General features: G+C 58.1%; 16 protein-coding genes. 3 read left to right on the plus strand and 13 right to left on the minus strand.

Features of this window, described 5'->3' with window-relative positions:
• Positions 1–11: 11 nt before the first annotated feature.
• Positions 12–3,191, plus strand: a complete 3,180-nt coding sequence (locus ACR0IV_RS15370) for a glycosyltransferase family 2 protein (RefSeq protein ID WP_480660631.1) — start codon at positions 12–14, stop codon at positions 3,189–3,191.
• Here ACR0IV_RS15370 and ACR0IV_RS15375 read toward each other — a convergent pair.
• The 8 genes from ACR0IV_RS15375 to ACR0IV_RS15410 all read right to left on the minus strand — a co-directional run bounded on the left by ACR0IV_RS15375 (position 3,188) and on the right by ACR0IV_RS15410 (position 12,317).
• Positions 3,188–4,243 (minus strand): glycosyltransferase family 2 protein, encoded by a 1,056-nt coding sequence (locus tag ACR0IV_RS15375; RefSeq protein WP_480660633.1) that lies wholly within the window; start codon positions 4,241–4,243, stop codon positions 3,188–3,190. The two genes, ACR0IV_RS15370 and ACR0IV_RS15375, sit on opposite strands and share 4 nt — an antisense overlap.
• A gap of 101 nt (positions 4,244–4,344) precedes the next feature.
• Positions 4,345–5,334, minus strand: coding sequence for a C45 family autoproteolytic acyltransferase/hydolase (locus ACR0IV_RS15380; protein ID WP_480660635.1), 990 nt, complete (start codon positions 5,332–5,334; stop codon positions 4,345–4,347).
• Positions 5,335–5,342: 8 nt separating this feature from the next.
• The gene (locus tag ACR0IV_RS15385) at positions 5,343–6,791 is read right to left on the minus strand and encodes a biotin carboxylase (protein ID WP_480660637.1); all 1,449 of its coding nucleotides are present in this window, start codon (positions 6,789–6,791) and stop codon (positions 5,343–5,345) included.
• A gap of 22 nt (positions 6,792–6,813) precedes the next feature.
• Complete coding sequence (locus ACR0IV_RS15390) at positions 6,814–9,546, minus strand: aminotransferase class I/II-fold pyridoxal phosphate-dependent enzyme (RefSeq protein WP_480660639.1); 2,733 nt, start codon at positions 9,544–9,546, stop codon at positions 6,814–6,816.
• Positions 9,547–9,588: 42 nt separating this feature from the next.
• Positions 9,589–10,557 (minus strand): carbon-nitrogen hydrolase family protein, encoded by a 969-nt coding sequence (locus ACR0IV_RS15395; protein ID WP_480471262.1) that lies wholly within the window; start codon positions 10,555–10,557, stop codon positions 9,589–9,591.
• A gap of 113 nt (positions 10,558–10,670) precedes the next feature.
• Positions 10,671–11,021, minus strand: a complete 351-nt coding sequence (locus ACR0IV_RS15400) for a hypothetical protein (protein ID WP_480660641.1) — start codon at positions 11,019–11,021, stop codon at positions 10,671–10,673.
• A 70-nt stretch (positions 11,022–11,091) separates the two neighbouring features.
• Positions 11,092–11,613 carry a VOC family protein gene (locus tag ACR0IV_RS15405; protein ID WP_480660643.1) on the minus strand — a complete coding sequence of 174 codons (522 nt, stop codon included), beginning with the start codon at positions 11,611–11,613 and terminating at the stop codon, positions 11,092–11,094.
• A gap of 137 nt (positions 11,614–11,750) precedes the next feature.
• Positions 11,751–12,317, minus strand: a complete 567-nt coding sequence (locus ACR0IV_RS15410; RefSeq protein ID WP_480660645.1) for a cupin domain-containing protein — start codon at positions 12,315–12,317, stop codon at positions 11,751–11,753.
• Positions 12,318–12,468: 151 nt separating this feature from the next.
• Between ACR0IV_RS15410 and ACR0IV_RS15415 the strand changes: the two genes are divergently transcribed.
• Positions 12,469–13,746, plus strand: coding sequence for a 4-aminobutyrate--2-oxoglutarate transaminase (locus tag ACR0IV_RS15415; RefSeq protein ID WP_480660647.1), 1,278 nt, complete (start codon positions 12,469–12,471; stop codon positions 13,744–13,746).
• A gap of 2 nt (positions 13,747–13,748) precedes the next feature.
• A complete protein-coding gene (locus ACR0IV_RS15420; protein ID WP_480660649.1) occupies positions 13,749–15,224 on the plus strand; it encodes an NAD-dependent succinate-semialdehyde dehydrogenase in 1,476 nt (491 codons plus the stop codon).
• A gap of 59 nt (positions 15,225–15,283) precedes the next feature.
• Here the strand turns inward: ACR0IV_RS15420 and ACR0IV_RS15425 are convergent, their stop codons facing one another.
• From ACR0IV_RS15425 to ACR0IV_RS15445, 5 genes are all read right to left on the minus strand, one after another.
• On the minus strand, positions 15,284–16,489 hold the full coding sequence (locus ACR0IV_RS15425) for an MFS transporter (RefSeq protein ID WP_480660651.1): 1,206 nt from the start codon (positions 16,487–16,489) through the stop codon (positions 15,284–15,286).
• 86 nt (positions 16,490–16,575) lie between these two features.
• On the minus strand, positions 16,576–18,324 hold the full coding sequence (gene ggt, locus ACR0IV_RS15430) for a gamma-glutamyltransferase (RefSeq protein WP_480471269.1): 1,749 nt from the start codon (positions 18,322–18,324) through the stop codon (positions 16,576–16,578).
• 73 nt (positions 18,325–18,397) lie between these two features.
• On the minus strand, positions 18,398–18,829 hold the full coding sequence (locus ACR0IV_RS15435; protein WP_480471270.1) for a universal stress protein: 432 nt from the start codon (positions 18,827–18,829) through the stop codon (positions 18,398–18,400).
• Positions 18,826–21,450 carry a TRAP transporter permease gene (locus ACR0IV_RS15440; protein WP_480660654.1) on the minus strand — a complete coding sequence of 875 codons (2,625 nt, stop codon included), beginning with the start codon at positions 21,448–21,450 and terminating at the stop codon, positions 18,826–18,828. Before ACR0IV_RS15440 ends, ACR0IV_RS15435 begins: the two co-directional genes overlap by 4 nt.
• 108 nt (positions 21,451–21,558) lie before the next feature.
• Positions 21,559–22,521 (minus strand): TAXI family TRAP transporter solute-binding subunit, encoded by a 963-nt coding sequence (locus ACR0IV_RS15445; protein WP_480660656.1) that lies wholly within the window; start codon positions 22,519–22,521, stop codon positions 21,559–21,561.
• Positions 22,522–22,760 lie beyond the last annotated feature (239 nt).

The raw sequence follows: 22,760 nt of genomic DNA on the forward strand, positions 1-22,760 counted from the left end.
CAGAGCGTAACATGACAGACCTTCACCAAATCGGCATGCTGTGGATGCGCGGTTCGCTGAGCTTTCTCGAGCAGCTCTGCGTTCAGTCTTTCCTCGATGCGGGGCACCATACCATCCTCTACACCTACGAGGATGTCGATCGCGTGCCGAACGGGGTCGAGTTTCGCGATGCCGCCGATGTCCTGCCTGAAACCGGGTTTCTGGTACACGAACGCACCGGCTCGCCTGCGCTGCATTCCGATCTGTTCCGATACCACATGCTACGTGACGCCGACCGAATGATCTGGGCCGACACGGACGCCTATTGCCGCAAACCCTTCGTTACCGAGACCGGCCATTTCTTTGGCTGGGAAAGCAAGAAGCACATCAATGGTGGTGTATTAGGCCTGCCCCGCGATAGCGAAGCGCTGCGTCTGCTGCTGGATCATTGCTCGGACGAATTTGCCATCCCGACTTGGTATGGCGAGAAATACGTCAAGGAACTGGAAGAGAAGAAAGCCGCAGGCAACCCGGTTCACGCTGGCGAACAGCCATGGGGTGTCTGGGGGCCGCATGCGGTCTCGCACTTCCTGCACAAGACCGGCGAAGATCGCTATGCCTTCCCACAGGAGGGGCTCTATCCCTACACCTTCAAAGACCGTCGCAAGATCGTAAAGCCCAACAACCGGATCAGCGATTACGTCACCGACAATACCTATTCGGTGCATCTGTACGGTCGGCGAATGCGCAAGTTTCTGGCCGAGCATTACAAGGGTGTACCCGATCCGACCGGTCTGCTGGGGCAATTGCTAATCAAGCACAAGATCAACCCGCTGAATGCTCCATTGCGGGATTATCCAAACCCCGATCCCAATAGCGCCTTTGCCAAGGTGTTTCGGGAAGAGATCGACGGCAAGCAATATGCGGCGGCCACACCCGCGGTCAGCGATACTGCACCCCTGAAATCGGTTGTTGGGGTGACAACCATGAAGAACGAGGGGCCCTATATTCTGGATTGGGTCGCTTATCATCTGTGGCTGGGATTTACCCATTTCCTGATCTACACCAACGACTGCTCGGACGGCACAGATGAGATTCTTGACTGTCTTGCTGAACGCGGGCTGGTCACTCGCGTCGACAACCCAGCATGCATAGACAAAGGTGAACGGCCGCAACGAGTGGCGCTGGCATTGGCGCAGGATCATCCGGTGATTCAGGCGGCAGATGCTTACATGGTTTTTGACGTGGATGAATATATCAACATCCACACGCCCGAGGGCACCTTGCGATCCCTCATGAACGCCACTGGAAATCCTGAGCTTATCGCGATGACCTGGCGGTTCTTCGGTTGTTCCGGTGTTGTCGATTTCGCTGATAACCCTGTGCCGCTTCAGTTTGACCGCTGCGCCCCGCAGAAAGTGCGCGTGCCCCATCACAACTGGGGCTTCAAAACCTTCGCCCGCAGACCGTCGAGCTATTCAAAATTCGGCATCCACCGTCCATTGGAGCCGGTGACAGAGATCATGCCCCATTGGGTCAACGGATCGGGCCGACAGATGCCCGACCGTTATCACGAAAAGGGCTGGCGGTCGTCGCTGGAAAGCTGGGGCTACGATCTGGTAACGCTGAACCATTACTCGATCCGGTCGCTGGACAGCTATCTGGTCAAACGCGACCGGGGCCGCACCAATCACATCAACCGCGAGCAAGGCATCGGGTATTGGAATATCCACAACCGCAATGACGAACAGGACACCTCTATCCGGTCACATTTCGAGAAATCCAAGCCTGTACGTGATGAACTGCTCGCGGACCAACGATTGGCAGAATTGCATGAGGCAAGCTGCAACTGGCATCGCGCACGGATTAACGCCCTGAAAGACCTGCCTGAATACAACCAGCTCTACCAGATCCTGTCGCAAGACATCCTGTCCCACAGTGTATCGGACGACGTTCAACCAGATTTTGCACCACTTTCCCATACCGCGCTGACAGGTGAGCCCTTTGTCAGCGATCAGCCCCAACCGACACCACCCGAAGAACCGGAACCGCAAGCTGAAGTTCTGCAAGCCTCCGGTCATCCCATCCTACTGGGAGACGACGCGCAAGAAGCTTATGAGAGCATCAAGAAACGTGTCGAAACACTATTCTCGCCCCTCAAACCCGTCCCCCCCCTCTCACGCGATAAGATCACGCTTGTAACAACAATGCGGAATGAGGCACCTTTTCTACTGGAATGGGTCGCCTATCATCGCTCGATCGGGGTGACGGATTTTCTGATTTATACCAATGGCTGTACCGATGAGACGGTTGAGCTGCTGGACCGCTTGCAGGCGCTGGGATATGTGACGCGACTGGACAATCCATTCAAGTCAGACAAAGGGCAAAAACCGCAACGCGGAGCGCTGAACCATGCGATCACCCATCCTCTGATCTCGGATGCGGATTGGTACATGTGCATGGATTGTGACGAGTTCATAAACATCCATGTGGGTGATGGTACCATGCCCGAGCTGTTCGCGGCGATGAATGAACCGAACCTGATCTCGATGACATGGAAGCTGTTCGGGAATGCGGACGTTACCGATTTCGAAGACAAGTGGGTCATCGAAACCTTCGACCGCTGCGCGCCTCAATTCATCCCTAAGCCGCGCATGGGCTGGGGCTTCAAGACAATGGTCCACAAATCTGCGCCCTATGCCAAGCTCGGCGTTCACAGGCCGCTGAGCCCGGACGAAGATCGGCTGTCTGAGATACGGTGGGTTAATGGATCTGGTCTGGAAATGCCGGAACAGGTGCATGCCTCAAACAGCTGGCGATCGACCAAACGGTCGCTGGGTTATGATCTCGTCACGCTGAACCACTACACTTTGCGATCTGCCGACAGCTATCTGGTCAAGCGTGATCGGGGGCGGGTGAACCATGTCGATGAAGATATGGGCGGGTATTACTGGGACCGCCGGAACTATAACAGTGAACGTGACGCCCGAATTCAACAGCATGTGCCACGTGCCCGCGAAGAACTGTATCGGATTATGGCCGATGCCGAGATCGCGGCGCTGCACAAGTCAGCTGTCGAGACGCATAAACGTAAGGTGGCCGAATTGAAGGCCCTGCCTGAATATGCACGCCTCTACGAAAAGATTTCCGCGCCTGACCAACCTGACGCGATTTTCATGCCCGAGCGCACCGAAGCTGAGGTGGCCGATTAGCCGTCCTGCTCACGCGCCTGTTTCTCGGCGTGGATCGCTCGTCGGATCGACATGAGCTGGCTCCACATGCGACGCTGTGCGGTCATCGGCAGAACGCGCGTCGGGCCGATCTGACAGAGGCGCGCGTGCGTGTAGAACATCTCTGATTCCTGCATTAGCGTTTTGATGCGTTGGTGCCGCCACGCAACGGATCGGGTGTGCAATTGATCCAGTTCGGGGTCGGCGCGCAGCTCGGCCATGCCGTCGGCAATCGCATCGGCGTGGCGCAGGATCGCGGTATCTTCGATCTGATTGAAATCGCGGTCGATCCAATAGGCCAGATCAATCGGGTCTTCGCTGTGATTGGGGCGACCCCGTTCGGCCTTGACCAGATAGTTCTCGACCGAACCCAGAGCGTAGTGGTTCACCTGCGCCAACCCATATCTCGGCACGACGCTGGGAATGACCGTGCCGGGTATGGCAGGGGCCGGATCACCATTGCCATCAACCATGTTGAATTCCGCACCGTCCTTTAACCGGGGCCTGTGCACGCCCAGCCGGTCCAGCCGCTGATCAGCAAGGAACAGTGTCTTGAACTGCACCGCACGCCATGGCCATAGCAATGTTGCAGGGGCCGCGCGAGTGAAGAGGCGCGTCATCGGCTGATCCTGAAAGGCAACTTGCTGATTATGCCCGAACATCCGCCACGGTACAGCAAACCCATCCGCATCGGGCCGCGCCGCAATCAGATCGGCGATCTGGCCGCTGCCTTCGTGAATGCACAGGAACTCATCCACATCCGATACCAATATCCAATCGGCCTGCTCGACCAGCCGGTGGTTCGATGCGCGGCTCAGGGCCTGCCACTGCACCGTTTTCTTGCCTTTGCGCGGGTTGGGCTTGTGGCAGACGATCTTTAGCGCGTGTAATCGATCCAGAATCTCATCGGTTCCGTCTTCGCAATCATTGCTGAAGATCAGGAAATCCGTAACGCCAATGGCCCGATGATAAGCAATCCATTCCAGAATGAACGGGCCTTCGTTGCGCATGGTGGTCACGATCAGGCAGCGCATGGGTCATATCCCGTTCAACAAGTTAAGATCGCCAGAAATCAAGGCTTTGGACGCTCAGAAACAAGGATCGCATAATCCTGATCATTCGGCCAGCGGGCACGTCAATACGCGGCCTCGGCCTCATCAGGCAGCAACAGGCTGAACTCACCTTCCGAGAACTCATCGAAAGACAAATCCCACGAAGCCCCGGGCCACAGCAGTTGCAGCTGCTTTTTTGCGGGTCGGTAGACGGCTGTGTAAAGCGTTCCGAACCCGGATTTGAACGCGGTGGAATAAAGCGGCGGGCGCAGGAAGGCGTCGATAAAACGCTTTTCGCTTTCCGGGTGCTGGTTCAGCCGGTTCAAAAGAAAGCGTTCGCGTTCGACCGTCGCTGTAAACCGCGCGTGTTTGGACCATTCGACCTGGCCCTGATGGTTCGTCGCCACCGGCACATCCGAAATCTGCGGATGCCGGTCCGGGGCAAGGTAAACCGTGCTGTGGTTATGTTTCGCATCCAATACGGTGACATTATAGCTCATGTGGCAGGGGATGCGGCACAGGCAGTCGACCGCCTCAGCCGTCGTCTCGCAGGTTTGCAGCACATAGCGTAAGATCAATGGAACGCCAAAACCGTCGCCGACTTCACGCCGCCCGCCAAATGTCAGCGAAACGGTCAGACCGGCATCGTTGATCCCATCAAGTAGACCGAGAACTCCGTCGCTCATCCCGATCACACCGCGCCCGCCCCAGTGGGTTTTCAGCAGTGCCGCATCGAAGATTCTCGGATGGTAATCATAATTGCGCACCAGAAACGGGGTCTTGCCACGCCAGATCGCCTGACTGCAGCCCGACAGGTATTTCGGCGGGCAGTAGAAGCTGAGAAACCGCGCCTGGCTATCGCTGCCTCCGACCAGTTCGACCACCTCTTCATAGAGCGGCAGAATCTCGGGCATGTGCTTTTGCAACGCGCGCAGGCATTCGCGATAGGTGGGACGGGCCGAATACCCCTCTTGCGCCCACCAATCGCGATAGGCGGGCCAGTATTCGGCAAACAGCCCGGCCAGCTTGGGACCGGGCTGTTCCTCGTCGATTGAGCGAAAAACAAGCGCCATGGGGCTTTCTACATGATCTTGAACGCGGGGTCTTGCATCGGTTGCGCAGCAGGCAGGGGTTCAGCCGTATAGGCCGAGGTGATGCCATGGATCCATTTCTTCGACTTGTCCGTCAGCTTGAAGCCTTTGGTCATCGACCGCCCGCGCGTCACCAGAATACCCAGATCAGCGCCTTCATAGCGATAATCGCCGACATTCGAGATACGCAGGAAGAACGCTTCGTTCTCGCCCACCGCGCGGCGGTGATAGTCGAACCGGTCGAACACGACGCGGCCATCTTCCAGCATCTTGTAGATGCCGGATTGCGGGGCCTGCGTGATACGATCGACACTGTCATCGGTGTGCTTGATCACCATCTGCGACCAGCTGTCTATCATATCCGGATCAGCCCAGCGGGCGTTGAGTTCCTCTACATCCAGCTTGAAGGGTTTCTTGCTGAACTCCAACAAATGGAACAGGAACAGCGGCGCGTCGGCATGGGCAAAGGCCGCGTGGTTGGTCATCGAACTGGCGCCAGTGATGCGGGGGTTCAATTCGCCCAGCCACAGTTCGTCGGTTTTCTTATCGATCAGGAAGTCGAGTTCGAAATAGCCTCGATACCCGGATTTGCGGAGTTCCTCACCAAATTGAAAGGTCAGTTGCCGTGCCTGTTCACGTGCTTTCGGTGGAAAGGCGGTCGAGAAGATTTCATTCCCGCACCAGCCGCCGCGATAGGGGGTAAGTTCCTTGAAGCCCACAAGCTCGGTCATCAGCGGGCCCACAATCGTGCCTTCCGAGGTTGCGCAGGCCTCGATCGCCGCCCCGCGACAGTCGATCCGCTTCATGATCTTGATCTCGCCCTCTCCGACGATCTCATCCTTGTGCTTGTTGAAATCAGCTTCGGACTTGATGAAAAACGTCGTATGCCCACTGTCGCCAAAGGCCGATTGCAGCACCAGATCGTGGCCCAGCCCGGCCTTGTCGCAGATCTTCCTTAGGTGATCATAGCTTTTAACCACACTCAGCGTGTTGGGCACGGAAGGAACACCTGCCTTGTTGCCGATGCGGACGGTTTCGATCTTGTTGTCGCATTTGGTGCGCAGCTTGGCCTTGGGGAACCACAGCTGGCCACCCAGCTCCTTGACCAGCGCCTCGGTGGTCTCATCAAACATCAGGAAAACAAACTTGGGCTTGCCTCCGCGCCGTTTGACCAGATCGATGACCTCTTTGTGCTGTAGCAGATAATTATTGATGTCTTCGATGGACTGGAATTCATCATGCGGCATTTCAGAAGGCACGAACACGTTCGGATGCCGCCCGTCAAAGCAATCCATGTAGCAGATATAGGTGAAATTCATCACCCATTCATCCAGCCCCAACAGGTTGAAATTGGTCGCCGACACAAAATAGATCGGGTCCTTGTTGGTGTGGAAATATCGACGGATTTCCGAGATGTTTTTCAGCACCTTCTTTGGCATGATTGTTGTCCTCCCTGACCCCTTAGGGGTTCTTTACTGATTTCAAAGCGTCTTCGGTAAAAATACGCAGGCCCAGATCAGCACGGAATCCGTGGATCTCTGACACGTCCAGTTCCTGCATGAATTTGAGGATTTCGGGGCTGATCACCTGCCCCGGTACCAAAATGGGAAAGCCCGGCGGATAGGGGATCACGAAAGTGGCCGAGACCATCTCTTCCCCGGCCTCCAGCCGTTCCAACATTTCTTTGTCGGGCTCAACGTAGTCGCAATTGTCTTCGTCGTAAGACAGGAAAAACGCTGTGCGGATATCGCCTGCCTCGGTGCCTTCGACGCAGCGGAAAGCGTCGTGGAACCGGCTGAAATCGGGCAATGGCGGGACATGTTCGATCAGGTTTTTGACCCGCTTGTCAAAGGCGCGCTTCTCCATCTTGGACGCATCGTCCATCAGATCGTCCAGTTCCTTGGCGATCTCGACCAGCACCTCGATCAAATAAGCGACGGAACTGCGCGTGGTGCCGATATTGGTCATGAACAGCACGGTATTGCGCGAGGTCTTGTTGATCTGGATGCCGTATTTATCCATCAGGATCTTGGTCTTGAAGGTATCGCCATCCCAGCCGGTCGCGCCCACATGCAAGGTGATGCGGGTGGCATCCAGAACAAATTCGTCCTTGGCCCAGCAATCCCAGACATCCGCCCAGCCCTGATCTGGATCGAAATAGCTGGTCATACCGCTTTCACGGTATTCCTCGGGGATCATGTCGCCCGCCGTGACCAGCTTGAAATACTTCCTGAGCAGCGGATGCGTGGTTACGGCGCGGCGGATTGCCATCGCGCTTTCGACCTGCCGCTGGACGAACTCGTACCCTTCGATCTCGACCTGCCTGCGCCCCACATCCAGCGAGGCGATGATCTGATAATTGGGCGAGGTCGAGGTGTGGGTCATGTAGGCCTCGTGAAAGGCCTCTTCCACCGCGCCTTTGAACTGCTGGTCATTGACGTGAATCATCGAACCCTGCCGCAGCGCGGTCAGCGTTTTATGCGTCGACTGCGTCGCATAGACCCTAACGCGTGCATCCGGCGGCGCGATCAGGCGGGTGTTCAGCAGGGTCTCATCATCCGCGCCCTCCAGTTCTGCCTGCTGCGCAGCATAGGCCTCGGCATGTTCTGCCGTGCGGAACTTCTCGCGCAGCAGATTGGCCGAGCGCATTGCGGTGCGCACCCGTGTGTTGGGAGCAAAGCGGGCGTAGCCGAACCACGCCTCGTCCCACAGGAACACGAGGTCTTTCTTGATCGCCAGACATTCCTGCATCACCCGCTGCACGTTGTAGACGATGCCGTCGAATGTGCAGTTGGTCAGCAGCACCATACGGACCTGATCCAGCTTGCCTTCGGCCCGCAAGGCCAGCAGCTTGTGCTTGATCTCGCGGATCGGCACCGCGCCGTACATCGAGTAATCGTGCAGCGGGTAGCTGTCCATGTAGACCACGCTCGCCCCGGCCAGCACCATTCCGTAATGGTGCGATTTGTGGCAGTCGCGGTCGACCAGTACGATATCGCCGGGCCTGACCAGTGCTTGCACCACGATCTTGTTGCAGGTCGAGGTGCCGTTGGTGGCAAAAAACGTCTGTTTAGAGCCGAATGCGCGGGCGGCAGCCTCTTGCGCCTCTTTGATCGGGCCCTTGGGTTCCAGCAGCGAATCCAGCCCGCCAGACGTGGCCGAGGTTTCGGCCATGAAGATGTTCGATCCGTAGAACGCCCCCATGTCCTGAATCCAATGGCTGCGGCTGATCGATTTGCCCCGGCTGATCGGCATGGCGTGGAACACGCCTGTGGGCTGTTTGGAATATTCCTTGAGCGCCGTGAAGAACGGTGTCTTATACCGCCGCTGCACCCCACGCAGGATGTTCAGGTGCAGTTCCAGAAAGTCTTCCTGATTGTAAAAGACCCGCCGACACAGGCCCAGATCGAGACCGGCGATATCCTCGGCCGAGCGATCCGTGATCAGGTAGGCGTCCAGTTCGGGGCGCAACATTCCAATCCGGCGGCAAGTCTCAGGTCCGTATTCCGAGGGGGACAACGCATCAAGATCAGCGCCTTCGCCATAAAGGCTGATATAGCGGCCCAACACGTTGGTTTCGTTCTTGGATTTCAAGCTCAGGCCCGGGCGAACGATTACGGCCTGCACATTCTGATTGAATAGAACCCCGATCAGCGCATCCTCGACACTGGGAACGACAACGGTTTCATAAATAAACGGATCTTCGCTGCGGCGCATCCGCTGCAGACTGGATTGCAAGAACCGTTCCTGATGTTCGTTGACATTGTCGACGATCATCACCTCGAAATAGGGTCGCCCCAGCGCGCGGGCCTCATGGCTTTGGGCCGCTTCATCCTCGAACTCATCGCCTTCGGTTTCATCCGCGATCAGAGGGATAGAACGGCGGCGATAAGCCCCCGAGGTGAGCGCCCGCGACACCCGCCGCACGGCAGTCGAGAAATCGGAAAAATTGCCATGATCCAGCAGCCGGCGCAGATAGTCGAAGGCCGACCCCCCAGGGAAAGCGAAATACACCTCGATCGGGGCCAATGCCTGCAGCAACTGCCGTGCGCGATCTCGATCCTTTTCGCTTCCGCCCTGGTCCAGCGACTCGGCCGTTTCCCGCAGCGCGCTCCATCGGTCTGCCCTCAGCTGTGAGGCGCTGTAGTAGTCCGAGATGGTGTGGAGCTTTTCGCTGTCGGAAATGCCGTGCATGAAGTTTGTCCTTTCTACCGATACCGAAGAGCTGCCTCGGGATCAGTCTGTGCCAGAGCGCCCTTTGTAGAGATAAAGATTATCGGGCTTGGTCGCAGCGTCTTCGCTATATCCCAGCGCCGTTCTGGGGTCGGATGCGGCAACACCGGCAGCGTCGCCTTTTTGCGGAATGCGCAGCGGGCCCAACGTGTGCAGATAGGCATCCGCCCCACTGGTGCGATCATAGACCGGGAAATCCGCCTCGCGGTCACGGAAGCTTTTGAGAACCTGACCCAGGCCTTTCAGCCCGACCTCGCGCTGGCGGCGAACCTGGTCCAGATCGATCTCAATCGGGAAGATATCCTCTTGCCCCGCGGACTGGTGCAGAACGGTGGCCGACGGGTCGACGACCAGTGAACGGCCAACGCCACCAGCGGCCAAACCGTTCACGTCAAACACGTAGCATTGGAACTGCGCCGCGGTGGCCTTGGCGATCGACAGCTCAGCTTCACGATCGGTGGTGCCGGTCAGAACCGGGTGCAGCAGCACCTCGACCCCTTGGCTGGTCAGATGGCGGGTGGTTTCGGGGAACCAGATATCATAGCAGATCGAAAGGCCAAACCGGCCCACATCCGGCACGTCAAAGATGCAGAAATCAGTGCCCGATGCGATGTTCTGTTCATATGGCTTGAATGGGAACATCTTGGAGTATTTCGAGACGATCTCACCATCCGGGTTGATCACAACCGAGGTGTTGAAAACCCGCCCATCCTCGCGCTTTTCAAACATCGAGCCGGGGATCAGCCAAATGCCATAACGCCGCGCCGCATCCTGAAACCGCGACAAGTCATCATTGGGAAAGGGCTGGGCAAAACGGTCGAGCGGGCCGTAGGGGGCCAGCTCGCTGAACAGAGCCATCTGTGTCCAGGGGAACCGCGCCATCATCACATCGATCCGATGCAGCATCGCCTCGACATTCGAGTGCAGCGCACCGACATGCATCTGGATTCCGGTTATCGCAAAAGGGGTCATTTTTCGTTTCTTCTCATTTTCTTGCCGATTGCGACCGCCGCTATGACCCGGCGTTCTTCATCGGAACATAAAACCGTATGTTAGCGCAAGCCCACTATCCGCAGGCGGTTGATTTATCCGGCCTCTTCCTCGGTAGGCTCTTCGCCGAGCGTTTCTACAAAGTCGATATCGTTGCGCACCCAGAAGAACCGGAAGCCGCAGCTGCGCAGCCATTTTTCCAACCGGTCCAGGCTGGACCATTCCCGCCGCAGCCCGCGCGTGGATTCAACCAGCGCCCATTGGCCGTCGACCAGAAAATAGACTGTCCAGGTATTGGGATGCGCCGACTGGTTGGCAAAGCCGCCGCTGACCACCTCTCGGGCGGTGCGTACGGCGACCGGATAATCTCCGATCCGGTTCTCGGCGGCGAGGATGGCCAGATCGTTCTGGCGGATCGTGAAAGTGGGAAGGGGTGCGTCGTTCATGATTAGCCTGTTAAAGAACACACCCATTCCGGTACCTCACGACCCTTCGGTTGTTCAACCTCTGTCAGGATCACGCGGCCTCGGTCTGCTCTGCTGTCTCGACGGATTCGGCCACGGCCTCGGCATCCTGATCCTGAATGGCGCGGAACAACGCTTTGCGGCGCTCACTGATATCCTCGGATTTCAGGTTCTCGATCCGTGTCGCCAGTGTCCAGATATGACCGAACGGATCCGCAACGGTGGCGCAGCGCTCGCCCCAATAGGTGTCGTTTGCGTCTGCGATCAGCGTCGCGCCATTTTCCAGGGCGGTCGTCAGCGTGGCGTCAGCATCTTCGACATACATATGATGGCCGACCGGGATGACGGTGCCGGGTACGGACGGGACATGCGCGCCCCAGCCAGCGGTGACGAACAGCATCGAGTTGCCGATCTTGATGGCTGCAAAGCCGGGGGCCTCTTCCGCGTCATAGGCCTGAATCTTGGCGTCAAAGGCTTTTTCATAGAACTGCAGCGCTGCGGGAACGTCCGAAACAGCAAGCGATGCGGTGCAGGTGCGATAACCGCGGGGCAGGGTGGCAGGCTTCTTTTTCATATCCGATATCTCCGAATAGGGCGGGGGTCGCCCGTTGGAATATGCAGGAAAATCCCACACTATGCATCATACTGTGGATCAACTCGACGAATATTGCAACACTATGATGCATAGTGCTGAGATTCCTGCATCGGCGGTCAAAATGTCGGCGGGGTGCAGGCGCTGATGATCCGGCATTTTTCCGGCCCCACCTGCCGGAACCGATGCGGCGTGCGGCTGTCGAAGTAATAGGCATCACCAGGCCCCAGCACCTTGCGTTGATCGCCCACAGTGACCTCGACCCGGCCCGAGATCACCACGCCGCCCTCTTCCGCCTCATGCCCGTACATTACGCGGCCCGTGTCGGCACCCAGATCATAGGTCTCCTGCAGGATCATCATCGCGCGGCCATGCAGGTTCGAACCCACCTGCCGCAGCGACAGCCCGCCCTTACCAATCTCGGTCAGTTCTTCGGCGGCATAGAACACCGTCTGTTCGGGCTCGATCTCGAACGAGAAAAAGTCGGACATGCCGATCGGAATACCCTGCAATATCCGGCGCAACGCACCGACGGAGGGGTTCATCTTACCGGACTCGATCAAAGAGATGGTGGAGTTCGGTACATCCGACTTTTTGGCCAGCGCCCGTTGTGACAGGCCGGCCCGTTCACGCAGGGTGCGCAGGCGCAAGCCGAGGGTCAGATCATCCTGATTGGCGTTCTTCATGTTCACTATCCGCATCACTTGAGGGGTGCCGGGACCGTAAATCAAGGACTTATGATTCACAAGAAACAGGCTTTCGCTCGGGGCTGTGGGCTCTACAGTCACGCGGTCAGATTTACGGGCGCGCTCGCCCGATAACCCGAAAGGACGCAAGATGCTGAATGCTCAGATTGCTGAACGCCGCAACACCTCGATCGCGCAGGGCGTGGGAATGCAGACGCAGGTCTATGTGGACCGTGCCGTGAACTCCGAGGTCTGGGATGTCGAGGGCAAACGCTATATCGATTTCGCAGCAGGCATCGCCGTTGTGAATACCGGGCATTGCCACCCCAAGGTGATGGAGGCCGTGCAGAAACAGGCCGCGAACTTCACCCATACCTGCCATCAGGTTCTGCCCTATGAGACCTATATTCGTCTGGCCGAGCGCCTGAACGAGAAGGTTCCGGGCGATTTCACCAAGAAAACCGTCTTTGTCACCACCGGTGCCGAAGCGGTCGAGAACGCTGTCAAGATCGCCCGCGCCGCCACCGGCCGCCCCGCCGTGATCGCCTTTGGTGGTAGTTTCCACGGCCGAACCTTCATGGGCATGTCCCTGACCGGCAAAGTTCAGCCTTACAAAGCCGGCTTCGGTGCGATGATGCCTGACACCTATCACGTCCCTTTCCCGGTTGAGCTGCACGGCACCTCGGTCGAGGATTCGCTGGGCGCTTTGACCAAGCTGTTCAAGGCCGATCTTGATCCGGGCCGCGTTGCCGCGATTATCATCGAGCCGGTTCAGGGCGAAGGCGGCTTCTACCCCGCCCCTGCCGAGCTGATGCGTGGTCTGCGCACCTTGTGTGATGAACACGGCATCGTGCTGATCGCCGATGAAGTTCAGACCGGTTTTGCCCGCACCGGCAACCTGTTTGCGATGGATGCCTATGATGTGTCCGCAGACATCACCACCATGGCCAAAGGTCTGGCCGGTGGCCTGCCGCTGGCTGCCGTCACCGGACGTGCCGAGCTGATGGATGCCGCAAACCCCGGTGGTCTGGGTGGCACCTATGGCGGCAACCCGCTGGGAATCGCCGCTGCCCATGCGGTGATGGATGTAATCGAAGAAGAAGACCTGTGCGCCCGCGCCAATGAGTTGGGTTCGCGTCTGAAACAGCGTCTGGAATCCATCCGCGCCCGTACGCCCGAGATCGTCGACATTCGCGGCCCGGGCTTCATGGTCGCGGCCGAGTTCAACACCTCCGATGGCAGCGCCCCGAACCCCGACATGGCGAACGCCGTGCGCGCCGAAGCGCTCAAGCGCGGATTGATCCTGCTGACATGTGGCGTATATGGGAACGTAATTCGTTTCCTCGCACCGCTGACGGTGCAGGACGAGATCTTCGCCGAGGCCATGAATATCCTCGAAGCCTCGGTCGACGCTGTCAAAGGAGCCTGAACATGCTGGATACCAAAGTGACCAAGCTGGAACTGAAAGATCCCAGCCTTCTGGAAACCCGTGCCTATATCAACGGCGCATGGGTTGAGGGTGAGGCGACTTTCCCAGTTCACAACCCGGCCACAGGCGATCTGATCGCCAATGTGACCGATGTCAGCATCGAAGGCACCGCGCAGACCATCGATGCCGCTTATGCCGCGAAGAAGGACTGGGCCGCTCAGACAGGCAAGGAACGCGCTGCGATCCTGCGCAAGTGGTTCGATCTGATGGTCGAAAACGCCGACGATCTAGCCACGATCCTGACCGCCGAGATGGGCAAACCCTGGCCTGAAGCGCGCGGAGAGATTCTCTATGGCGCATCCTTCATCGAGTGGTTCTCGGAAGAGGCCAAACGCGTTTATGGCGACGTCATCCCCGGCCATCAGCGCGACAAGCGCATCGTGGTGCTGAAACAGCCTGTGGGCGTCGTGGGCTCGATCACACCGTGGAACTTCCCCAATGCAATGATCGCCCGCAAGGTTGGCCCGGCGCTGGCCGTGGGTTGTACCTTCGTGGCACGTCCCGCAACTCTGACGCCGCTCTCGGCGCTGGCGATGGCGGTATTGGGCGAACGTGCCGGTATTCCGGCGGGCGTCTTCAACGTGATCCCGGGCACCGACAGCTCGGGCGTGGGCAATGAGCTGTGCACCAACGACAAGGTTGCCAAGATCACCTTCACCGGCTCGACCCGGGTGGGCCAGATCCTGATGCGTCAGGCTGCGGGCACGATCAAGAAGATGTCGCTTGAGCTGGGCGGCAACGCACCCTTCATCGTCTTCGACGACGCCGATGTGGATGCCGCCGTTGACGGCGCGATGATCGCCAAGTTCCGCAACAACGGTCAGACCTGCGTCTGCGCCAACCGCATCTATGTGCAGGCGGGCGTCTATGACGAGTTTGCTGCCAAACTGGCCGAAAAAACCAAGGCGCTGAATGTAGGTGACGGCTTTGGCGATGGCATCACGACAGGCCCGTTGATCAACGACGCGGCGGTTGCCAAGGTCGAAGAACATATATCGGACGCGGTCTCCAAAGGCGCGACTGTCACTCTGGGCGGCAAACGCTCGGATCTGGGCGGGACCTTCTTTGAACCCACCGTTCTGACTGGCGTGACCCGAGACATGGTGGTGGCGAAGGATGAAACCTTTGGCCCCGTTGCCCCCTTGTTCAAGTTCGAAGAAGAAGACGACGTGGTCGCCATGGCCAATGACAGCGAGTTCGGTCTGGCCTCATATTTCTACAGCCGCGATCTGGCGCGCGTCTGGCGTGTCGCCGAGGCGCTGGAATCGGGCATGGTTGGCGTCAATACCGGCCTGATCTCGACCGAGGTCGCTCCGTTCGGTGGCGTCAAACAGTCCGGTCTGGGTCGTGAAGGTTCGAAATACGGGACTGAGGATTTCCTTGAGATGAAGTATCTCTGCATGGGTGAAATTCAGTAAGCGTCTCGTGCCTTGAAAATTCAACGCACTCGCAGTCCGCTGCGGGTGCGTTTTTCGTATTAGACCGATGCGTGCCCGCGCAGACGAAACACCAATGGCATCATCACCAGAACCAGAGCCGCCGAGAAAAAGAAGGGAGCGCCGGGCAGATAAGTGCCTTCGCCATCGACTGACGCCTGAAAGATGCCGGTCATCACCAAAGGCGACAGAACCGCAGCCACAGAAGACAGTGACGCGATGACCCCCTGCACCACGCCCTGCCGGTCTTCGTCCGCTTGGTTCGAGGCCATAGCCGTGATCAAGGCAGGCACGAGGTCGGACAGCGCGGCCAGCAGAATAAAGATGACAAGGGCCGTAACCGTTACGGTAAACCCAAAGCCGATCATTCCGATCAAAGCCGAAATCATCCCCAGCAGCAGGGTCCGGTAGTCCCCGATCCAGCGAATGAAGACCGGCATCAATCCCGCTTGGACAAAGGCCAGAAGCACACCGTATGCGGCCAGAGACAGACCGATATAGAGCGTGGACCAGCCAAACACCTCTCGTATCCAGAAGGCCCAGAGGGTGGGGTAGACCATGTTGGCAAATTCAAAGATGAATATGCACAGCAGCGGCACCGCCAGCCCCGGAAAGCGGAAGGCGTCAAAAATCGATTTGAACGGGTTCAGGTCACGCTTGCCAAAGGGGCGGCGCTTTTCTGGTTTCAAGCTTTCGGGCAGGACGAATACTCCGAACAGGGCGTTGGCCGCGGACAAAACCGCGGCAATCCAGAACGGCGCAGTGATACTGATCCCGGCAGCGATGCCGCCGATGGCTGGGCCAAGCACAAACCCAATCCCGAAGGCCGCCCCGATCAGGCCGAAATTCGCCGCCTTTTCGGTCGGTGAGGATATGTCAGCGATGTAAGCCGTTGCGGTGATATAGGTCGCCCCCGCAAGCCCCGCGAGCGTTCGCCCCAGAAGGAGCAGCCAAAACGTTTCGGCCAGCGCCATGATGACATAGTCCAGAGCCAACATGGTCAGCGCCGCGATCAGGATCGGCCTGCGGCCAACCGCGTCCGAAATGCTGCCCACGATAGGCCCGCACAGGAACAGCGCCCCGGCATAAGCAGCCATCAGCAGACCGCCCCAAAAGGCGCCTTGCCCGGTATCACCCGCCCCAACGCGTTCCATCAGATCGGGCATGATCGGGAACACGATGCCAATACCGATGGCATCGATCATCAGTGTGATCAGAATGAAGGTTATAGCGCGGCTTTTGAACATACCGCCCTATCGGACGAGTATGCTGATAAAGCAAGAGAAAAGGGCTGCGTGGTACAATTGTCCAGCAGCCCCTTTCCAGTTCATGTTTATTGGCCCAAAGCCACGCCTTCGCGACGCGGATCAGCAGCGCCGATCAACTGCCCGTCCTTGATCAGGATGGCGTGCAACCCGCTATTGAGGTCGACCTGTTTCACTTCATGTCCCTTGCCGGTCAACGCATCCGCGAATTCTGCAGCGGATGTTCCCTGCTCCAGATCCATCGAAGACCCGTTGCGATGCACGAAATGTCCCGTTTCGATGGCATCCTGCGGGTCCATGTCCCAATCAAGGATCGCGATGATGGTCTTGGCCACATAATTGATGATGCGGCTGCCTCCGGGTGAGCCGATCAGCAAATAGGGCTCACCCTCTTTCATCACGATGGTTGGCGACATCGAGCTGCGCGGACGCTTGCCCCCTTCGACCCGGTTGGCCACCAGCCGGTCACCATCCATGGGTGCGCGATCAAAGTCGGTCAGCTCATTATTCAGCAGAAAGCCCCGCACAAAGACCCGACTGCCAAAGGCGGTTTCGATCGTGGTCGTCATCGACAGCGCGTTGCCATACTGATCGCGGATCACGATGTGACTGGTGCCGGGGCGATCCGGATTCTGTGACGGTGCAAACAGAGCAGTGTGATCACGCGGTGGCTCACCCGCTTGGCGCTTCTCACCAGCCGCTGCTGGGTCGATCATTTCTGAGCGCAGCTTTAGATAATCCTTATCCAGCAGGCCCTTGACCGGTACATCGACAAAATCGCTATCGGCCATATAGAGCGCGCGGTCAGCATAGGCAAGCTTGGCCGCTTCGGCATAGAGATGCGCCATCTCTGCGTTCCAACCGGTACCATTGAGGTCAAAATTGCTCAGGATGCCCAGAATCTGCCCCACGGTCAGACCACCAGAGGTCGGCGGGCCCATACCGCAGACGTCATAGCCGCGATAATCGGCACAGACGGCGGGACGGATTTTGACCCGGTAGGCGGCCAGATCCTCAAGCGTGATGTTGTTTTCGACTTTCGAAGTCGCCGCAACCGCAGCAACCATATCCTCGGCAATCGGACCGCTGTAGAAAGCGCCCGCGCCCTGATCGGCCAGAATACGCAGGGTTTGCGCAAATTCGGGGTTCCTTAGCAACGTCCCGGCCTGCAGCGGGGTGCCATCTTCGTTGAAAAAATACGCTTTACCCGCCGGGAACACACCGACAGAACGCTCACGCTCAATGGTGCTTTGGATCGAATTTGCCATGCGGGGCGAGACCTCGAACCCCTGCTCGGCCTGATCGATGGTGGACTGAAACAGCGAGGCCCAGTCTTTCTTTCCATAAAGGTTATGGGTCACTTCCATCAGGCGCAGAATGCCCGGCACGCCGACAGATTGACCCCCTACAACAGCTTCGGGCCACGGCATCTTTTCCCCGTCCGGTAACAGAAAGCGTTCGGGCGTGGCCTTGGCGGGTGCTTTTTCACGCGCATCAAAGGTGGTCAGAGTTTTGGCTGAGGCGTCCCAATACAACATGAACGCACCGCCACCGATGCCCGAGGATTGCGGCTCCACCAGATTCAGCATCAACTGAACCGCGATCATCGCGTCCGCGGCGGTGCCTCCCGCCAACAGCACGTCATATCCGGCTTTTGCGGCAATCGGGTTTGCGGCGGAAACCATGAACTCGGTCCCGGTGACCGAGTCTTTGTCTTCCCAGCCATAGCCAAATTCTGGCGCAGGGTCTTGTGCAACAGCCATGCTGGCGACGGTGCCAAAGACCATCGCCGCTGTTGTCTTCAACAGGGTTTTCATAGCAATTCACCTTTGAAAGTTTTTTGGAAACCGAAACACTCGTTACAAAAACACTTTCAAACCGAATTGACCACTATCTGACCACATAGACGGACGCGTTTGAGTGTCGGATGACGCGGGACGCGTTTGGTCCGAGAAGGTAGTCCTTGAGGTCTGGTTTGTGCGCTCCGATGACAATGAGGTCAGAGCCTGCGCCTTCGGCAGTTTCGAGAATTTTCTGATAGGCGGTGCCAGTGGCGACCACATGGCGGATGCTGGCGTTTCGCTCCTCGCCCAGCGTGCGGGCGCAAAGCTGGATCAGCTTTTCTTGCGCCGCCTCCACCGCCTTTTCATGGAACTCGGGCTGGAAGAAGCCCGAGACCCAGCTTTCGCCGAAATCCGGCAGAACCGTCACCACATCCAGCTGCGCGCCGTCCAGATCGGCCAGCACCGCTGCCCGTTCCAGAACGCCTGCATCCAGATCGTCATTGCTGATATCCACGGCACAGAGGACAGATTTAATCATGATGTAACGACCTCTTCTTCGTTGACGCGCGCGGCGCGGCCGCGCTGGAGGAAGGCAATGAGACCCAGCAGAAGCAGCGCCGGAATGAAGATCAGCTCTTTCGGTGGCTGGCTCTGCGGGGCTTGAATGCTGGTGATGCGAACAGCGTCGTCAGCATAATAGTCGAACATGTCCAGCTCATCCGCGACCGGAGTGCCAAACAGCGGCTCGTCCAGTTTGATCAGGCCGTCTTCTTCCAGCGTGATCAAACCCAGAGCGTCAACGCGCGCGGCACCATCGGCCCCTTCCGGAATGTCCAGAACCACTGTGGTTTCGGTCATATTGCCGGTGTCAAAGTCAGGACCTGCGACCTCGATCCGCATGGTGCTGCCGGGTGCAGCCTCGCCCACGGCCTGTGTCAGCTGTGCCGGTTCGATCTGCGCAAAGGGCGGTGCGATGCGGTTCATGAAGAAGTCCGGACGGAACAGCGCGAAAGCGATCAGGATCAGCGCGACGCTTTCATAGATGCGGTTCTTGGTCAGGAACCAGCCCATGGTACCGGCGGTGAAGATCAGGATCGCGATGGTCGCAGAGACGGCCACCAAGATGCCCTGCACCCAGCCCACATCGATCAGCAACAAATCGGTGTTGAAGATGAACACGAAAGGCAGGGCTACGGTGCGCAGGGAATAGAAGAAAGCCGTGAAGCCTGTCTTGATCGCGTCCCCGCCCGAAACAGCGGCAGCCGCAAAGCTCGCCAGACCCACGGGCGGTGTCACATCAGCCATGATACCGAAGTAGAACACGAACAGATGCACCGCGATCAGCGGCACGATCAGACCGTCCTGCGCGCCCAGCTCGACAACCACACCCGCCATCAGCGAGCTGACCACGATATAGTTCGCCGTGGTCGGCAGACCCATGCCGAGAATCAGGCTCAGCAGACCCACCAGCGCCAACATGGCAATCAGGTTGCCGCCTGACAGGAACTCGACAAGATCGGCCATCACCTGACCTACACCGGTGAGCGTCACGGTACCCACGATCACGCCCGCTGTAGCGGTCGCCAAAGCGATACCGATCATGTTGCGCGCGCCGTCAATCAGGCCGTTCCACAGATCTACAACACCGGCCATAAAGGCATTCGCGGTGTCACTCTCACCCCGGAAGATGGACTTGAGTGGCTTTTGCGTCAGCAGGATCACGAACAGCAGAGAGGTTGCCCAGAAGGCGGACAGACCGGGCGATTTCTGTTCGATCATCAGGAAGTAGACCAGCACGATGATCGGCAGCAGGTAATGCAGACCGGCCTTGTATATCTCGGCGATCACCGGCAGTTCGACCTCTTTGGCGTTGGGGTCATCGGGAACCAGATCCTCGACCCCCGCGGCCAGTTTCAACAGGAACAGATAAGCCAACACGATCAGCGCCGACAGGACCAGTCCCGACGCATCAGGCATGATCGCTATGATCGCCTTGATCGGGTATTGGATGCCATAGCACAGCCCGGCAAAGCCCACGAAGAACAGCGCCATGCCGCCAATCGTACGACCCATCGAAACAACGCGGTCGCCCAGCGTCGGCATGTTCCGCTTCACCGCTTCAAGATGCACGATATAGACCAGCGCGATGTAGGAGATTGCGGCAGGAAGGAAGGCGTGGGTGATCACCTCGACATAGGAGATGCCCACATATTCCACCATCAGGAAGGCAGCAGCGCCCATCACCGGCGGCATGATCTGGCCATTCACGGATGAGGCGACCTCGACCGAGCCAGCCTGTTCGCTGGAAAAGCCCACACGCTTCATCAGTGGGATGGTGAAAGTACCGGTGGTCACAACGTTCGCAATGGACGAGCCCGAGATCAGTCCAGTCGCCGCTGAACCCACCACAGCCGCCTTGGCCGGTCCGCCGCGCAGGTGGCCCAGCGCACCAAAGGCCATCTTGATAAAGTAGTTGCCCGCGCCTGCCTTATCCAGCAGCGCACCGAACAGCACGAAGAGGAAGACGAACTTGGTCGACACGCCCAGCGCGATGCCAAAGACACCTTCGGAGGTGATCCACATATGGCTCATCGCCTTTTGCAGGCTGGCACCTTTCCAACGGATCACTTCGGGGACCCAATCGGACGAGCCGAAGAAGACGTAGGCCAGAAAGATCGTCGCGATGATGGCCATCGCGGGACCAAGTGCGCGACGCGCGGCTTCGAACAGAAGCAGCAGACCGACAAGTGCAAACCACTTGTCCGTGTCGTCCGCCAGGCCGCCCGCATCGACGATCTTTTGGTAGAAGAAATAGCCGTACAGCGCCAGGAATGCGCCCACGATCCCCATAATCCAGTCCTGAACAGGGATATAGTTTCGCGGGCTGGATTTAAGCGCCGGATAGGCCGCAAAGGCCAGGAACATCGCAAAGGCCAGATGAATCTGACGCGAGTTGTTCACTACGCTGCCCGGCAGCAGGTAATTCGACAGGGGCGAGGCCAACACGACCTGAAACACCGACCACAAGACAGCAACGATCGCCAGAAACAGCCCCACATTCCCAGCCGGATTACGCGCACCCGCATCGGATGAGGCGACCAGATCCTGAAGCTCTTCTTCGGATAGTGGGCGATTGCCCTGTGTGTCGTCGGAACTCATGGTAATATCTCCCCGTCCTTCGGCCTTGGTTTTTTATGGCCGTCTTGTCACCGGTTAACCCCGGATATGAATCGGGGCGCCCCGAAAGGCGCCCCGCGTCAGGTCTGGTTACTGAATCCAGCCTTTTTCTTTGTAGTACTTCTCAGCACCCGGATGCAGCGGTGCCGACAGGCCGTCCGCAATCATCTCTTCCGGTTTCAGGTTGGCGAAGGCCGGGTGCAGCTTTTTAAAGTCATCGAAGTTCTCGAAGACCGAGCTGACAACCGCATAGACCGCGTCGTCCGACACATCTGCCGAGGTCACGAAGGTCGCGCCAACACCAAAGGTCTGGGTGTCGCCGTCCGAACCACGGTACATGCCACCTGGGATAGTCGCTGTGCGGTAGAACGAGTTATCGTCGACCAGCTTGCTGACTGCATCACCGCTGACGTTCACCAGAACCGAGTCACAGGCGGTGGTCGCTTCCTGGATCGATCCGGACGGGTGACCAACGGTGTAAACCATCGCATCGATCTGGTTGTCGCACAGAGCTGCCGACTGTTCAGCCGCTTTCAGCTCGGTCGCCAGTTCGAAATCATCGGTGCTCCAGCCCATTTCGCCCAGCAGAACCTCCATGGTGCCGCGTTGACCGGAACCGGGGTTGCCGATATTGACGCGCTTACCCTTCAGGTCTTCAAAATTGGTGATACCCGCGTCGGCACGCGCCACAACCGTAAACGGCTCTGGATGTACCGAGAACACGGCACGCAGGTTCTCAAACGGGCCGGCTTCTTCGAATTTCGAGCTGCCGTTAAATGCGTGGTACTGCCAGTCCGACTGTGCCACCCCAAACTCAAGCTCGCCTTCGCGAATGGTGTTGATGTTGTAAACCGACCCCCCAGTCGACTCCACCGAACACCGGACCCCGTGTTCTTTCCGGCCCTTGTTGACCAGACGGCAGATCGCGCCACCCGTTGGGTAATAGACACCCGTAACGCCGCCAGTTCCGATCGTGATAAACTCTTCTGCATATGCCGCTGGTGCCATCAAGGCCGCCGCGGCAAATGCGGTAATTGAGGTTTTCTTGAACACTTTGACACTCCTGTTGTCAGTCTTTTTTTGATCTGTTGGGGTGCCTGAAACCTTTCAGAACACAACAGAAAAAATCGCACTGGAATCAGGCCCCCCGATGATTAAGAGGAAAGCGAAACCAAACAGCAGGTGTCTATACGGTTGATTACGTATAGGCTCGGATTCGACGAATAGGGGAAAGAGGGTAACTGATCGCAGCCAAAGCTGTGGCATCGACCCGAACAGAAGGTCATTTGGAC

The sequence above is a fragment of the Ruegeria sp. C2 genome (genome assembly GCF_056537765.1).